This is a genomic window from Legionella lytica (genome assembly GCF_023921225.1).
In the GTDB taxonomy this organism is placed as follows: Bacteria; Pseudomonadota; Gammaproteobacteria; order Legionellales; family Legionellaceae; genus Legionella; species Legionella lytica.
Genome location: NZ_CP071527.1, coordinates 1,188,362 through 1,203,961 on the forward strand (window position 1 = coordinate 1,188,362; position 15,600 = coordinate 1,203,961).

Here is a 15,600-nt window from a genome sequence, read left to right on the forward strand (position 1 = left end):
AGCAACATCAAGCAATATGCAAAGCACTCCCCTGCGAGCCATCTCGAAATCTTGTTTAGCCTACATAAATTGGAAGAAAGTTTAACAAGTACTAGTCCGGATCGCTGTGAACAACTCGTTACCTTTTTGGTAAAACGCTGGGAAAGAATCATAGACAGCGATGCACAGTATCTTCATGATTTTGAGAACCCTATTAATGAATTATGTATTTCTATCGCTCAACTATTAAATAATCAGCATTATTTAGCTTTTCTGATGCCAACACTTCTCAATGATCAGGTTTTGTATCTTACGTCAGGATATGATGAGGCAGGGGTAGATTTAAAAGAAGTTATTTTATCTGATGATAATTCAGCACTTATTCATATTGGGGATGTGCTTGATTTTTGCCAGCTCGACGGAACACTAAAACATAATAGTTTATTAAATGGAAAGCAACGAACGTTGAGCAAAGGAGAGGCAACCAGGCTATTAACTCGCGATACGGCAGTTGCTGACTATTACCTTAGTTTATCAGCAAGAGTAAGGTATCGCCTTAATGGTGATACAGTTGGTGCTGCTTTAAATCGTTTAATTGATGGTTTATGCCAAGGTGGCCGCAGATTCAATGGGGAAGAGTATAATGCAGGTGAGGCAGCTAATATTGCAATTATTGAATTTTTTGATTTTTTTGCGCTCCTTCCTGAAGATGTTCAGCAACAGGTGAGAAAAACTTATATTGAAGATGAAAATACAGAAGAAGATGTGATTAGCTTAGGTAAGCTTTTTCAGTATTTGTCTCATCAGGATACATTAGTGAAATATGAAAGAGATATGGGGCTTGAGTCGGAATGGAGAATGAACTCTATGGATGTGAGTTTGGAAGAATATATAGAGGAAAATGCTGCGGTTGAAGGCCATGCTGAAGAAGAGGAATCAGAGGAGGATGATGAGCTTTCCGTTGCTTTCTGTGTGGAGTTGATAGCGAATGATATTGAGAGGGTTTTGAAAGAACATCCAGAACTATATGAAATTTCGCCACAAACTGATTTTGTAAAACAATCTTTAGAGCAATTAGATGACAATATCAGGATAAACAGAGAACAATATCAAATCGCAATTCAAACCTTGTGCAAACATCCCGCTTATAAAAAGAAAGAATTTGATTTGAATGCTCTTATCGAAGAGATAAGCGTTTCTCCTAATTTTAAAATGATTAGTGAGCAAGTTTATTTTATTATCAATAAATTGTTTTTAAATAAACCACTCGGTGAAGATAAAAGCGCTGTTACGAGGGCTTTTTTTGCTCATCTCATCCAGAATTATAACGAGCAATTTCTAAAAACAGTTTTTAGCCGATTAACAAAAACTACCAAGATTTTTTTTAATGCCCAATCAGGTCTTGATTTTGATCCAGACGATAATTATACGCCATATTTTTTAAGACCAAGGAAAACTAGAATCCCTCGTCCTCTAGATGAGGTTGATAATGATTTGGATGCAGGTACCATGAGAGATGATATCTTCAGACACGGGCGTTAAGATTTGGTTGCTGGTAGCATAAGGAGTTTGCTGCGCTGTCGAGTAGTTCTATTGTAAGATGACAGTATCGCTCATCACAAATAAGTAATAGGCTTTGTTTTTTTGCTCAAAATTATAAGATGAAGGTATTAAAATTCTATTATTAGTTTCGGAATTAGCAGGTGATTGGAAGTGTATAATTTTTATTAAAATGTAGGCCGGCTGTTGTAGGGCCCTGCATTGGGAGTAGTTCACGTTGTGTTTGCTGGGCCTGACGGCCCAGTCTATGCTCTAAAAGGGTAGTGTTTAAATAACTGTGTCATCTCTTTTAACTTGTTATAATTTAACACTTAAAAGAGGTGCATATGAGTAAGAAGACAATTGATTTATCGAATTTTGATTTCAACGAGTTCAAATCAGAAGCATTAGCGCAGTTAAAATTAGGACAATCGCTCACAGGAAAAGACGGAATCCTTACCCCCTTAATTAAAGAGTTATTAGAGTCTGCCTTAGAAGGAGAAATGGATTCTCATATGATGGACTGCTCTGAGACAGGTATCGTCAACCGTCGTAACGGTAAAACGACTAAAACGATTAAATCGACCACTGGCGTTTTTGACTTGGAAACGCCTCGAGATAGGGATGGTAGTTTTGAGCCTGAGATAGTCAAAAAACGTCAAACAGTACTCAACGAGTCACTCGATAATAAAGTCTTGGCACTTTATGCGATAGGCATGAGCTACGAGGCAATAAGCGAGCATTTATCGGAGATGTATGGATTAGAAATCTCCAGCGCTAAAATCAGTTTAATAACCGATAAGCTCTTACCGCTGATTACTGAATGGCGCAATCGCTCCTTAGAATCGGTATACCCCATCGTATTTCTTGATGCCATGCACTTTAAAGTACGTGTTGACGGCAAGGTCATCAGTCGAGCCTTTTACACGGTTCTCGCTGTTAACTCAGAAGGTAAAAAGGATATTCTAGGACTCTATTTATCTGAGGCAGAAGGCGCTCGTTTCTGGCTTGGTGTCTTAAATGACCTTAAGGCTCGCGGGGTAGAAGATATTCTTATTGCCAGCATCGATGGGCTTAAGGGATTTCCTGATGCCATTACCGAAGTATTTCCTCATACTGAAGTGCAGCTTTGTGTTGTTCATCAAATTCGCAACTCATTGAAGTATGTGGTCAGCAAAGACCAGAAGGCCTTTATGGCTGATTTAAAACTTGTTTATAAAGCGTCAAGCAAAGACTTAGCGGAGCATCATCTGCTTGAGCTGGAAGAGAAATGGGGAAAAAAATATCCTGCTGTAATAAAGTCTTGGAATAATCACTGGGAAGCTCTATCACAGTACTTTAAATATCCAGAAGAGCTCAGACGTATCATTTATACGACCAATATTGTCGAAGGTTTTCATCGACAAATTCGCAAATACACTAAAAATAAAGGCGCATTCACCAGCGAAAACGCCCTTATCAAACTCATTTACTGTGCTGCTCAGAAAGTACTGGAAAAATGGAATCAGCCCATGCACAATTGGGCGCTTATCGTGTCCCAACTACAAATCTATTTTGAAGACAGACTAACTTTGGGGCTTAGATAAGCAATGAGGTGACACAGTTAAATGAACACTCTCTCTAAAAGATTTACGTACAATTATAATGATTCAATCCGAATCTTATGTTGTAACAGTTTTTCTTTAGCTTGTTGTGCTTGTGCCAGTTTTTCCTGCTCTTTCGCAATAATGTCAGCAGGTGCTTTATCCGTAAATTTAGGATTAGTTAATTTACCAGAAGCTAAGCTGATGTCTTTTTCCAGTTTTCCTAATTCCTTAGCTAAGCGGGCTAATTCTGCTTCTTTATCAATTAAATCAGCCATTGGAATTAAAAGCTCAATTTCTCCTAGTACTGCAGTTGCAGAAACAGGAGGCTTTTCGCCAGCATCCAAGTAGTTAATTTGTGTTAACTTGCTTAAAACTTTTAATGTATGCTGATACTTTTCCATGCGCTCTTTGAGTTCAGGAGTATAGTTACGAACAAACAGTGGAATTTGCTTTCCTGGAGAAATCGACATTTCACTACGAATAGTACGTATTGCCTGGATTGCTGATTTAAGCCATTCCAATTCTTCCTCAATGGTATCATTAAGAAACTCTTCATCTACCTGAGGGTAGCTACTTAGCATGATGCTAGCGCTGCCATTATCACTGGTAAGTTTTGAGGTACGTTGCCAAATTTCTTCGGTAATGAATGGCATTAATGGATGCAGTAATTTAAGGATTTGATCCAATACGTGGAACAAGGTTCTACGTGTGCCACGTTTTAATGGAGCCAGTGCATGCTCATCCTGGAGGATAGGTTTGGATAATTCCAGGTACCAGTCACAGTATTCATGCCAGACGAATTCATAAACGGTATTAGCTAACAAATCAAAGCGGTAGGTTTCAAAATAATGATGTACCTTGCTAATGGTTCGTTGCAAGCGCGATAAAATCCACTCATCTGCTGGGCTGTATTGGAATGGACCATCTCCAAAATCAACCTGCTCTTCATCGGTATTTAATAATACATAACGGGCAGCATTCCATAATTTATTACAGAAATTACGATAGCCTTCTACACGGCCCACATCAAAACGGACGTTACGTCCAGTGGATGCTAATGAGCAATAAGTAAAGCGCAACGCATCAGTTCCATAGGCGTTAATGCCTTCAGGAAATTCTTTGCGAGTCGCTTTAATAATTTTATCATGAACAGACTGCAGCATCAGATTTGAGGTACGTTTTTCGATGAGCGAATCCAAATCAATACCATCAATCAAATCAAGCGGATCCAACACGTTGCCTTTTGATTTAGACATTTTATGGCCTTCGCTATCGCGGATTAAACCAGTAATGTATACGTCTTTAAAAGGAACTTTTCCAGTGAACTTCAGGCCCATCATAATCATACGGGCAACCCAGAAGAAGATGATGTCAAACCCAGTAACTAATACTGAAGTAGGGTAGAATTGTTCGAGTTCAGGAGTACGCTCTGGCCAGCCTAAGGTTGAAAAAGGCCATAGGGCAGAGGAGAACCAAGTATCCAGAACATCTTCATCTTGCTTTAACAGTGTGCCTTCTTTAATTTTGTACTTAAAGCGCACGTCATTTTCACTGTAACCTACATAAACATTGCCGTTGCTGTCGTACCAGGCTGGGATACGATGTCCCCACCATAATTGACGGCTAATACACCAATCTTCAATGTTTTCCATCCACTGAAAATAAGTTTTGCTCCAGTTTTCTGGGATAAAACGAATGTCACCATTTTTAACTGCAGCAATAGCTGGTTCTGCTAATGGTTGGATTTTTACATACCATTGATCGGTTAATAGCGGTTCAATGATTACATTAGATTTTTCGCCCCGAGGTACTTTTAGTTTATGCGCTTCAGTTTTAACCAGGAAGCCATCAGCCTCTAAATCTTTAATAATTTGTTCACGCGCAACAAATCGGTCCATCCCTTGATATTTTAAAGGCGCATTTTTGTTAATCGATGCTTTTTTGGTGAAGACATTGATTACGGGAAGTTGATGGCGTTTGCCAACTTCGTGGTCATTAAAGTCATGGGCTGGAGTGATTTTAACGCAGCCACTAGCAAATTCTTTATCAACATAGTCATCGGCAATGATGGGAATGGTGCGATCGCAAAGAGGTAATTGTACCTGCTTGCCGATTAAATGTTTAAAGCGCTCATCTTCTGGGTTTACAGCAACGGCAGTATCACCGAGTAAGGTTTCAGGACGAGTAGTTGCCACAATTAATGACTCATTCGTGCCTTCAACAGGGTAACGAATATGCCATAAAAAACCATCTTCTTCTTCAGACAATACTTCTAGATCGGATACCGCAGTCCCTAATTTAGGATCCCAGTTAACCAGACGAGTTCCACGATAAATCAACCCTTCGTCATGAAGCTGTACGAATACTTTTTGGACGGCAGCTGATAAACCATCATCCATGGTGAAGCGTTCTCTAGTCCAATCAACGGAAGCACCTAAACGTCGCATTTGTTTGGTAATAGTGTTACCGGATTCCTCTTTCCACTGCCATACGCGCTCTAGGAAATCTTCTCGACTTAAATCTTTTCTATAAATACCATTCGCTTCTAGTCGGCGCTCAACAACCAATTGCGTTGAAATACCGGCGTGGTCAGTACCAGGTTGCCATAAGGTTTTGTCGCCTAACATACGGTGGTAACGAGTTAAGGCATCCATAATGGTATGTTGAAAACCATGTCCCATGTGTAGGCTTCCGGTCACATTCGGAGGGGGGAGCATAATACAGTATTTTTTGCCGTCGCCTTGAGGTTGAAAGTAGTGATGGCTTTCCCATGTTTTATAACATGCGCTTTCAATCGCTTCGGGAGAGTAGATTTTATCCATGATATAAACCTGTACTGATAAAACCAGAGATAGTACCACAGGTTAGGGGGGATTTGGTATTTTGAAATGATTAGATAGGCACAAAATATAGCTCATATTAGACGTAGTTGCTCTACGTCTAATATGGCTACAGATTACTTAGTTTTAGGTGCCCTCGGGTATTAGCGCATCTTCCTTATTGGTACGATGATCTTCAGCAATATAAGTGTACATAGTAGGCACTACAAATAAGGTGAAGCAGGTACCAATTAAAAGCCCGGCAGCAATAACCAAGCCTATATCAAAACGGCTAACTGCTCCTGCTCCACTAGCAATTAATAATGGCAATACCCCAAAAACCATGGCTGCAGTAGTCATAAGAATGGGCCTTAATCGAATTGCCGCTGCTTCCTCTACTGCTGCACGACGATCCAGATTTTTCTCACGTTGCAATTGGTTGGCAAAGTCTACAATCAGAATTCCATGTTTGGAAATTAATCCAATTAAGGTAATCAAACCTACTTGAGTGTAGATATTAATGCTTGCCAAACCTAAGTTTAACGGGATTAACGCACCACAAATCGACATAGGTACGCTGATTAAAACGATTAATGGATCGCGGAAGCTTTCATATTGAGCCGATAGAACCAAGAAAATGATGATAATTGCGAAGACAAATGCAAATAACAGAGCATTACCTTCCTGCATAAATTGTCTTGAGGCACCACCATAGTCGGAAGAAAAACCTTTGGGCAAGGTTTCATTTGCTGCTTCTTGTAAGAAATGCAAACCATCACCTAAAGTTTTTCCTGGCATCATCACAGCTTGGATCGTTGCTGAGTTGAGCTGTTGGAAATGGGAGGCTGCGTTTGGGGCAGTCTTTTCTACGGCACTCACTATGGTCGAAAGAGGGACCATCGCACCATTAATGCTTTTCACATAAATACGACCAAGCTGCTCAGGTGACATGCGGAATGGGCGATCTAGTTGAGGAATAACTTGATAGCTACGTCCCTGCAAGTTGAAGTAATTCACGTAATTACCTGAAAGAGCACTGGTTAAACTGCTTCCTACCGCTTGCATATCTAATCCCATTTCGGATGCTTTGGAGCGGTTAATTTTTAATTCGATTTGCGGTTGGTTGAATTTCAGCGAGTTATCAACATAAATAAACATACCACTTTTTCTTGCTTTATCTGCAAGTTGATTAGAGATTTCAAAGAGACTCTGGAAATCATTTGTTGTTTTAATCACAAATTGCACTGGTGTACCACTACCGCCGCCAGGCAGGGGAGGGGGGATAATGGCAAACGTATTTAAGCCAGCCACTTGTGATAATTTATCTTGTAATGGTTGTTTTAACTCAAATTGGCTTTTCGTACGTTCATTCCAGGGTTTGAGCACCATTCCAGAAACGGGTTGGCTGCTATTTACAGTAAAATAGTTTCCAGTTTCTGGGAAGCTTTTATAGATGTCATCAAATGGTTTTGTAAAGGCTTCTATGTAGTTAATTGTTGCAAATTGTGGTGCAGTTCCGATAACAAAGAAGAAACCTTGATCTTCCTCAGGGGCAGTTTCTGCTGCACTATGCGTATAAAGATAAGGCAGCATTAAAATCACCACGGCTGCAAATGGCAGCATAATGATTCGGGTATCTAATAGACTGTGCAGAATACGTTGGTATTTTCCTTTGAGTTTATTAAAAAAGGTGTCAAGGAAATGGACGAATTTGCCACTACCAATATCTGCCGTCAGCACTTTAGAGCACATCATTGGCGACAAGGTGAGCGCAATAATTCCAGAAATGATTACCGCAGAGGCTAGAGTAAATGCAAACTCTTTAAATAAGGCCCCGGTTAATCCCCCCATAAAGCCAATCGGCGCATACACTGCAGCCAAGGTAATCGTCATTGCAATAACCGGAGTGGCGATTTCTCGGGCACCAATAATCGCTGCGTCAAAAGGTGTTTTACCTTCTTCAATGTGCCGGTGGATGTTCTCCACGACCACAATTGCATCATCGACTACCAAGCCAATTGCGAGCACAAAGGCGAGCAGGGTCAGCAGGTTTATACTGTAACCTAACATGAGCATTAAGGTACAAACACCAACAAGTGATAATGGAATGGTTACAATAGGAATAAACACTGAGCGGATGGAACCTAAGAATAAAAAGATTACCACAATAACAATAGCTGCCGCTTCAATAATGGTATGGATTACTTCATCTAATGAGGCACGGATAAAGTCCGTCGCGTCATAAACGATGGTGCCAGTTAATGAAGGTGGAAATTCTTTAGTAATTGAGGGCAATAAGGTCCGTACATCACTGATTACAGTCAATGGGTTTGCTGTAGGGGTAGGCGTAATCGAAATGAATACCGCTTTTTTGCTGTTAAAGGTTACTGAGGAGTCATAGCTTTGTGAGCCCAGTTTAACTTGAGCGATATCGTGTAAACGCACAATAGAACCTTTATCGCTTTTCACAATAAGGTTACTAAATTGTGAGGCATCATTCAGGTCAGTTTTGGCAGTGATGCTCAGTGCTACGTATTCCCCCTTAGTATTTCCTGCTGCGGTTAAGAAATTATTTTTCGCAAGAGCTGCGGAAACATCAGAGGGGGCCACGTTTAATGCAGCCATTTTTACAGGGTTGAGGAATATCCTCATGGAGTAGGTAGATCCTCCAAGAATTTCTGCTTTAGCTACCCCATCAACGGTTTGCAATTGGGGTTGTACTACACGAGTTGCGTAGTCAGTAATTTGTTGGGGTGTCATTTCTGTACTGTCTAAACTGATGTACATCAAGGCGGTTGAAGAGTCTGATGCTTTTAAAATGACTGGCTGCTGAGCCTCTTTAGGCAACTGGTTAATGGTTTGCTGAACTTTACTCATCACATCAGTAAAGGCAATTTGCGGATCAAAGTTTAATTTGATATTTAGGGTAATGGTACTCATGCCTTGGGTACTCGATGAGGTCATGTAATCAATCCCTTCAGCACTGGCAACGGCATTTTCTAACGGTGAGGTGATAAATCCAGCGATTAGATCGGCATCTGCTCCTGGGTATCCGGTCATAATGGTAATAACCGTGTTATCCATACGTGGGTATTGGCGAATTTGCATGTCATGCATGGCATTAAGGCCAAACAGGAAAATAAGCAAACTAATTACCATGGCAAGCACAGGCCGTTTGATAAAAAGATCGGTAAATTTCATAAATTATCCTGACAAAAAGTAATTCATCTTCTGGGTTAGGAGCCTAACTCCTAACCTAAGTCTTAAGGGGGCTTTACGCTATCTTTTATTGCCCCAGTAGATTGGGGTTACTGGTATCATTAAGTTTGACTTCATTATTGATGACAACAGGAGTACCGTTTTGTAATTTAACTTCTCCGGCGCTAACAACTTGTTGTCCTGCTGTTACCCCTTTTTTAATTACGGTATAATTTCCACGTTGTTCACCAATAGTGACAAAAACACGATTTACAGTAAGTACGTCGGATCCATCTTTATTTTTCTTGCCTTCTTTATCTTTTTCGATGATATAAACCGAGTTACCGTAGAGGCTGTAGGAAATGGCCGTTGATGGCACAACAACTGTATGTGCTTTTGCTGCTCGCTCGATTTCTATTGAGGCAAACATCCCTGGGACAAAAGCAAATTTTTCTACTTTATTACGGGTATTGGCCGTAGTATCACAAGAGACAATTTGTTTACTCCCATTTGCTTCCTGACGCGTTTTGACCAGTGGTGAGTTTGCCGGATTTTTAATCGCGCTTGCAGGACAGTTCGCTAAAACACCTTGCACTAGAACGTTATGAGTATTGAGATCTACTTTAGAGTTAATCGCTGAAACTTTTGCTTCAAAAAGAAGAGCTGGGAATTGTTCTAGAGAAAAGGTAATGGTTTGATTGGGATGTACCTTTTTATAAAGTTGCTCTGGAAGGTAAAAGTCTATGTATAAAGGATCTAATGATTGCAATGAAACAATTGTCGTTTGTCCGGGATTAACAAATTGGCCCACATTGACTTGACGGATGCCTAAACGACCTGCAAATGGAGCGGTAATGTGTTTTTGATTAATTTGCGCTTGTGTTTGATCAACCTTCGCTTGTGCTTGATCAAGCATTGCCTTGGCTTCATCCACACTAGAAATAGACGTAGCTCCGCGTTTAAACAAATCTGATTGACGTTTGTAGCTGAGTGCTTTCAGTGCTAGATCAGACTGGTTAAACTTTAGAACGGCCTGATCAATTGAATCATCCAAAGTAACTAAGGGTGTGCCTTTCTCGACATACTGGCCTGATTCAAAATTAATTTTAATCACGTTTCCTGATGCTTGAGAGCCAACATCCACGCCATTTAACGCAACGAAATTACCTACGGCATTCAGTGTGGGAATCCAATTGATTTCTTTGGCAACAGCAGAAGCAACGGCAACCGCAGGGGGTTGGTAGCTGGCAAAAAACCGTTTAATCATAAATGCTTTAATGAAATTAAAAGCAATAATTCCACCGAAAACAACCAATAGGGCGATGCCCATGATAATCAAACGTTTTTTCATTAGGTGCCTCTACAAATTTAAAACGGGGCTAAATATACCATGAAAGGGGGACTGAATTCTCGCAATTATATTAATTTTATTTAATGTGTTGACAATAGATTGCCTTGGCCATGATACTTTGTTTTTTCTTTGTGACAAAGAATGTTCTTTGCTTCAGTGGTCAAAGTTTAAGGTATCTTTACTTAAGTTTGCACAATGTTGGTGAGCCTGAACATGGTTACAAAAAAAACCTATTGACTAAATACAATACTTTGCTACTATGCGGCTTTCATAACGAAAAAGGGGAAAACCATGAAGTTGAAGTCCTTGTTGTTTGTAATTTGTTTAGGCTTATTTAGCAATCTTTTTGCAGTGACTGCGCACGTGCATCCTAAGGCAGATGCAGCGGATAAAAAGTCTATCGCTAAAGAAACTATGTTTCCAGGCTATTGCCAAATCGAAATTATAAACGACAGTTTCACTGACGTTTATGTGTATGGTACTTTTGATGATGGCAGCACAATTGATTTTAGTATCTATCGTTACGAAGCGCCTCATTACATTAACTTATTCTACTATTTCTATTGCCATAGCGGTATGTACCTGACAATTCAATCTCCATATGGAGTTGTTTATTCTGGTTGGACTAACGTAGACAGTACTATTCACGTTGTTCCTTTCCTGAAAAAAGGCGTTAAAGCTGAAATATCGCACAGATAATTTTTAATTAAGAATCAAATTGATAGGGAAGTTGCATTTAAATGTAACTTCCTTTTTTTTTGTGTATGTGGAGTCATCTAATGAAACGTTTAATACCTTGTATGTTGTTATTACCTTTGCTGTCTTCCTGTGTTCCTGAAGCAGGATATTACGAGCCAGGTTATTATGCGCCACCACCGCCTCCACCGTATGTTGAAATACATCGTTATGAAGAGCATAGACATTACGATCATGGCCCTCGTCATCATCGCCATGGCTACCGCCCAGCTCCTCAAGCCCGGGTACATCAAGCTCCAGCCAATGTTCATGGTAATGGCAACGCTCATGCCCATGGTTCTACCCGCGGCGGACAAGCTGTGGTCATTAATCCACGTCAGCCACAAGTACGTCCTCAACCTCAGATTAATGCACATACACACCCTCAGGTTCAGGTACGCCCACAACCTCAGGTACGTCCCCAAACTCCGCCTCAGGTGCGTCCACAAGGACAAATAAATAACCCACGTCCTGCAAATCATCCCTCCGGCGCTAAAGTAATGGTTCATCCAAGTACTGAGGAACATCAAAATTAAAAAACGTAGCCCGTATTAGCGCAGCGTAATACGGGCATACTATGCCACAATATCCCGTATTACGACTTAGCCTAATATGGGTTGCGAAAACTACATCGTCTTTTAAGCATAAAGCATTGCATTCGTATCCGATTAAATTTTGTGGTAGTCTTAGCTGCGTTTTTTTATTTGAGGAATTCCAGTGATGCGTAACCTATTTAAAATCCTCCATCTGGGGTTTTTATCTTTAATTTTGGCTGCTTGTGTTGCTTCTCCCGGTAGTGAAAGTACAGGGGAATTTTTAGATAGCTCCACGACAACCACTAAAGTAAAAGCCACCTTAGTGAATGATTTAGGAACGACTGGACTTTCAATACAAGTTAAAACTTTTAAAGATCAGGTACAACTAAGTGGTTTCGTTCCTACCGAGCGCTTAAAACAAAGAGCAGGCGCTATTGCTGCAGGTGTAGATGGTGTAAGCAGCGTTATTAACGATATCGTTGTTAAACCTTGATGTAATTATTTCCAGGCTAAGGAACTTACTTATGTTTGATGGAAGCTATACCATAGAAAATTTTGATAAAGAGATCTTTCAGGCAATTGTCGAGGAAGAACGTCGACAAGAAGATCATATTGAGCTTATTGCCTCTGAAAATTATGTGAGCCCACGTGTGCTAGAGGCTCAGGGTTCAGTGCTGACGAACAAATATGCTGAAGGCTATCCCGGTAAACGTTATTATGGCGGTTGCGAGTATGTCGATGTGGCAGAAGCTCTAGCAATTGAACGTGCGAAAAAGCTGTTCGGAGCTGATTATGCCAATGTACAACCACACTCTGGGTCCCAGGCTAATGCTGAAGTGATGATGGCTTTATTATCTCCGGGGGATGTTATTTTAGGTATGGCATTACCCCATGGTGGTCATTTAACACACGGTTCTAAAGTTAATTTTTCTGGAAAATTGTATCAGGCAGTGCCTTATGGTGTGGATGAAACTACGGGATTAATTGACTACGATGAATTAGAGCGTTTAGCTCTGGAGCATAAGCCTAAGTTAATCATTGCAGGTTTTTCAGCATATTCACGTGTTCTTGATTGGCCCCGTTTTCGAGAGATTGCAGATAAAGTAGGTGCCTACTTGATGGCGGATGTGGCCCACGTTGCTGGCTTGATCGCAGTCGGTCTATATCCTTCACCTGTACCTTACGCTGATGTAGTAACCACAACGACACATAAGACCTTAAGAGGCCCACGTGGTGGTTTGATTTTATGCCGTGCAAATGAGGAAATTGAGAAAAAATTAAATTCGGCCGTATTTCCAGGCATGCAAGGCGGACCGTTAATGCATGTTATTGCAGCGAAGGCAGTTGCCTTTGCGGAAGCCTTATTACCTGAATTTAAAACTTATCAAGAACAAGTTTTGTTGAATGCTAAAACGATGAGCTCTGTTTTAATCAGTCGGGGATATAATATTGTTTCCGGTGGTACTGATAATCATTTACTGTTAGTTGATTTAATTAATAAGGATATTACTGGTAAAGATGCTGATGCCGCTTTAGGCCGCGCCAATATTACAGTAAACAAAAATTCAGTACCTAATGATCCACGCTCCCCATTTGTTACCAGTGGTTTAAGATTGGGGACTCCTGCGGTTACGACCCGAGGATTTAGGGAAAAAGAAATTACTCTTCTATCAAATTGGGTAGCAGATATTCTTGATGATATTAACAATGAAGCGACTATAGCGCGGGTTAAAGAAGATGTATTGCGTTTGTGTCGTGAGTTTCCGGTTTATAGGTAATCATGTATTGTCCATTTTGTCATGCAGAAGAAACCAAGGTTGTCGATTCGCGTTTAGTGGCTGATGGTGCTCAAGTACGTAGAAGGCGCGAATGCCTTGAATGTCATGAACGTTTTACCACGTTTGAAACGGCAGAATTGATTATGCCTTTGATTATTAAACGCGATGGCCGACGTGAGGCGTTTAGTATCGATAATTTGCGTTCGGGAATGTTACGAGCATTGGAAAAAAGACCGGTAAGCGTTGATTCTTTAGAGGAGGCGATCATCGCCATTACTCAAGAAATTCGCCGTAAAGGAGAACGTGAAATTGATTCCCAATTCGTGGGTGAATTAGTTATGAAGGCTTTGTATAGCCTGGATCATGTTGCCTATGTGCGTTTTGCTTCAGTGTATAAGCGCTTTAAAGATGTGAGTGATTTTAGACAAACGATTGATCAGATGAAAAAAGATTAGAGTGCGTATACTGCAAATGTAAACAAACTCAGGTAAAAAAGGATTTTGATGGGGACTAGCCTAAAAGAATTAAACTTTTAAGGTTTTAAGCAAACACAAAGTATGTGTTCACGGGATAGGTAATGTGCCGTCATTGCGCGCCTTGGCAAAGCTTGCAATGACGGCAGTTTTTTTATTTTAACGCCAATCCAGGGTACACGAACAACAAAATTCATGAGGTTATAGTGGAAAAGCAGTCTATAAGTGGAAAACGAAAAGCTCGAAAATTAGCACTTCAGGCACTCTATCAGTGGTTAATGTCGAGTGCTGATTTATATGAAATTGAAGCACAATTTCGAGTGGCAAATAATATGGAAAAGGTGGATGCCGATTATTTTTGCCGCCTATTATATGGTATTCCTGAGAATGTGCAGCAGCTCGAAGAGCACTTTACTCCATTTTTGGATAGAGAAATCAGCGGATTAAATCCAATTGAGTTGACTGTGTTACGCATAGGGGCCTTTGAATTAATTAATTGCCCAGAAATTCCTTATAAAGTAGTTTTAGATGAAGCCATATCATTGACTAAAGAGTTTGGTGCACAAGACGGATATCGTTATGTCAATGGGGTATTGAATAATCTGGCTCAACAAGTTCGTGCAGTTGAAATCAGCCTAGATAACGGTAATGGATGAGTTTTCTCTAATAGATAAATTTTTCAAGCCCTTAGACTTAAAACGAGATGATGTTTTATTGGGTATTGGGGACGATGCTGCTTGTTTGCATGTTCCTGAGGGCATGAACTTGTTAGTTAGTACGGATACTTTGGTTGCCACAGTACATTTCCTCCCGGACTGGGATGCATACGATATCGCCTATCGCTCGGTTATGGTTAGTGTTAGTGATTTGGCTGCCATGGCGGCTGAACCTTGCTGGGCTACTTTAGCATTGACTCTACCTCAAATGGAATCTTCCTGGCTCGAGTCTTTTGCCCGTGGCCTAAGTGATTCGTTAAAGCAATATAATATTGCTTTAATTGGGGGAGACACTACCCGTGGCCCACTATCAATTACGTTAACTGTTTTTGGTCAAGCACCTTTTCGCCAGGAAGTGCGCCGTAATGGTGCAAAACCTGGTGATATTATTCTTGTCTCAGGAAATTTAGGAGCTGCTGCCTTGGCGGTTAAATTTCTTGATGAGCAAAACATCGCTTCATTAGACCAAGCCGCATTAATGCATAAACTATTGCACCCACAGCCCCGCATTGATTTAATCAAACTTTTGCGTCTATATGCCTCTGCGGCTATAGATATTTCTGATGGCCTGAGTGCTGATCTTAATCATATTTGTACGGCCAGTGGGGTAGGAGCTTGCCTTAATCTAGACGCTATTCCTATCGCTCCTTTGGTGAAACATTATTATCGTGATAAATCAGTTGACTTAGCTCTAACAGGCGGTGATGATTATGAGTTATGTTTTACGGTGCCTGAGCTGAAATTTGATTCATTGATGCATGCATTAAAGCAAGCAGAGATGGTTTGTTACCCAATTGGTGTGATTGAAAAAAAGACTGGGTTAAGAATTAAAACGGCTGAGAATCTGGATTATGAAATAGTTCCGCGAGGCTATTCGCATTTTTAGATCG

General features: G+C 40.5%; 12 protein-coding genes. 9 read left to right on the forward strand and 3 right to left on the reverse strand.

Annotation, left to right across the window (positions count from 1 at the left end; all coding sequences use genetic code 11):
* The first annotated feature begins 69 nt into the window (after window positions 1–69).
* Both J2N86_RS05275 and J2N86_RS05280 read left to right on the forward strand, forming a co-directional pair.
* Window positions 70–1,521, forward strand: coding sequence for a hypothetical protein (locus tag J2N86_RS05275; RefSeq protein ID WP_252581386.1), 1,452 nt, complete (start codon window positions 70–72; stop codon window positions 1,519–1,521).
* A gap of 344 nt (window positions 1,522–1,865) precedes the next feature.
* Window positions 1,866–3,104 carry an IS256 family transposase gene (locus J2N86_RS05280; RefSeq protein ID WP_133138134.1) on the forward strand — a complete coding sequence of 413 codons (1,239 nt, stop codon included), beginning with the start codon at window positions 1,866–1,868 and terminating at the stop codon, window positions 3,102–3,104.
* Between the two features lie 53 nt (window positions 3,105–3,157).
* Here J2N86_RS05280 and J2N86_RS05285 read toward each other — a convergent pair whose 3' ends face one another.
* The 3 genes from J2N86_RS05285 to J2N86_RS05295 all read right to left on the reverse strand — a co-directional run bounded on the left by J2N86_RS05285 (window position 3,158) and on the right by J2N86_RS05295 (window position 10,472).
* On the reverse strand, window positions 3,158–5,926 hold the full coding sequence (locus J2N86_RS05285) for a valine--tRNA ligase (protein WP_252581388.1): 2,769 nt from the start codon (window positions 5,924–5,926) through the stop codon (window positions 3,158–3,160).
* A 144-nt stretch (window positions 5,927–6,070) separates the two neighbouring features.
* Window positions 6,071–9,124: an efflux RND transporter permease subunit gene (locus J2N86_RS05290; RefSeq protein ID WP_252581390.1), complete on the reverse strand. Its 3,054-nt coding sequence runs from the start codon at window positions 9,122–9,124 to the stop codon at window positions 6,071–6,073.
* 85 nt (window positions 9,125–9,209) lie between these two features.
* Window positions 9,210–10,472, reverse strand: a complete 1,263-nt coding sequence (locus J2N86_RS05295) for an efflux RND transporter periplasmic adaptor subunit (RefSeq protein ID WP_252581392.1) — start codon at window positions 10,470–10,472, stop codon at window positions 9,210–9,212.
* Between the two features lie 291 nt (window positions 10,473–10,763).
* Here J2N86_RS05295 and J2N86_RS05300 point away from each other — a divergent pair, with 291 nt between their 5' ends.
* From J2N86_RS05300 to thiL, 7 genes are all read left to right on the forward strand, one after another.
* Entirely contained in the window at window positions 10,764–11,171 is a 408-nt protein-coding gene (locus J2N86_RS05300) for a hypothetical protein (protein ID WP_252581394.1), read from the forward strand.
* An 80-nt stretch (window positions 11,172–11,251) separates the two neighbouring features.
* Window positions 11,252–11,743 carry a hypothetical protein gene (locus J2N86_RS05305; protein ID WP_252581397.1) on the forward strand — a complete coding sequence of 164 codons (492 nt, stop codon included), beginning with the start codon at window positions 11,252–11,254 and terminating at the stop codon, window positions 11,741–11,743.
* Between the two features lie 184 nt (window positions 11,744–11,927).
* A complete protein-coding gene (locus tag J2N86_RS05310; RefSeq protein ID WP_252581400.1) occupies window positions 11,928–12,236 on the forward strand; it encodes a BON domain-containing protein in 309 nt (102 codons plus the stop codon).
* 31 nt (window positions 12,237–12,267) lie between these two features.
* Complete coding sequence (gene glyA, locus J2N86_RS05315; protein WP_252581402.1) at window positions 12,268–13,521, forward strand: serine hydroxymethyltransferase; 1,254 nt, start codon at window positions 12,268–12,270, stop codon at window positions 13,519–13,521.
* 2 nt (window positions 13,522–13,523) lie between these two features.
* Complete coding sequence (gene nrdR, locus J2N86_RS05320; RefSeq protein ID WP_252581405.1) at window positions 13,524–13,976, forward strand: transcriptional regulator NrdR; 453 nt, start codon at window positions 13,524–13,526, stop codon at window positions 13,974–13,976.
* 224 nt (window positions 13,977–14,200) lie between these two features.
* Window positions 14,201–14,650 carry a transcription antitermination factor NusB gene (nusB, locus tag J2N86_RS05325; RefSeq protein ID WP_252581408.1) on the forward strand — a complete coding sequence of 150 codons (450 nt, stop codon included), beginning with the start codon at window positions 14,201–14,203 and terminating at the stop codon, window positions 14,648–14,650.
* Entirely contained in the window at window positions 14,643–15,596 is a 954-nt protein-coding gene (thiL, locus tag J2N86_RS05330; protein ID WP_252581410.1) for a thiamine-phosphate kinase, read from the forward strand. The genes nusB and thiL overlap by 8 nt, the downstream gene beginning before the upstream one ends.
* Window positions 15,597–15,600: the final 4 nt, after the last annotated feature.